This is a genomic window from Ureibacillus terrenus, assembly GCF_006569205.1.
In the GTDB taxonomy this organism is placed as follows: Bacteria; Bacillota; Bacilli; order Bacillales_A; family Planococcaceae; genus Ureibacillus; species Ureibacillus terrenus.
Genome location: NZ_VIGD01000079.1, coordinates 1 through 534, shown reverse-complemented (window position 1 = coordinate 534; position 534 = coordinate 1). Strand labels below are relative to the sequence as shown.

The 534-nt window shown below is 47.0% G+C and carries 2 tRNA genes and 2 rRNA genes; all 4 read left to right on the top strand.

The features are described 5' to 3' along the window. Positions 1 to 86 (top strand): 23S ribosomal RNA (locus FKZ59_RS14550); the annotation flags it as partial. A 110-nt stretch (positions 87 to 196) separates the two neighbouring features. After that, a 5S ribosomal RNA gene (rrf, locus tag FKZ59_RS14545) occupies positions 197 to 312 on the top strand. Positions 313 to 324: 12 nt separating this feature from the next. Beyond that, positions 325 to 400 (top strand) — tRNA-Val (locus tag FKZ59_RS14540). 16 nt (positions 401 to 416) lie between these two features. Beyond that, a tRNA-Thr gene (locus tag FKZ59_RS14535) sits at positions 417 to 492 on the top strand. Positions 493 to 534: the final 42 nt, after the last annotated feature.

Sequence of the window (534 nt, the reverse complement as noted above, 5' to 3'; positions counted from 1 at the left end):
CAAAGACGATGAGGTAGATAGGTCCGGGGTGGAAGCACGGTGACGTGTGGAGCTGACGGATACTAATCGATCGAGGACTTAACCAAGAAAACACTTTCGATGCCGTTATCCAGTTTTGAGGGAACAAAAATTATTAAAAAAACACTTGTAATTCCCAATTAAAGTGATATAATAATTCATGTTCCAAATTGAATAGCCTAGTGACGATGGCGAAGAGGTCACACCCGTTCCCATACCGAACACGGAAGTTAAGCTCTTCAGCGCTGATGGTAGTTGGGGGCTTCCCCCTGCGAGAGTAGGACGTTGCTAGGCTATAAGATTGATGGAGGATTAGCTCAGCTGGGAGAGCATCTGCCTTACAAGCAGAGGGTCGGCGGTTCGATCCCGTCATCCTCCACCATAAAACTGATAAATATGCCGGCGTAGCTCAACTGGTAGAGCAACTGACTTGTAATCAGTGGGTTGAGGGTTCGATTCCTTTCGCCGGCACCATTGATGAGCCATTAGCTCAGTGGTAGAGCATCTGACTTTTAA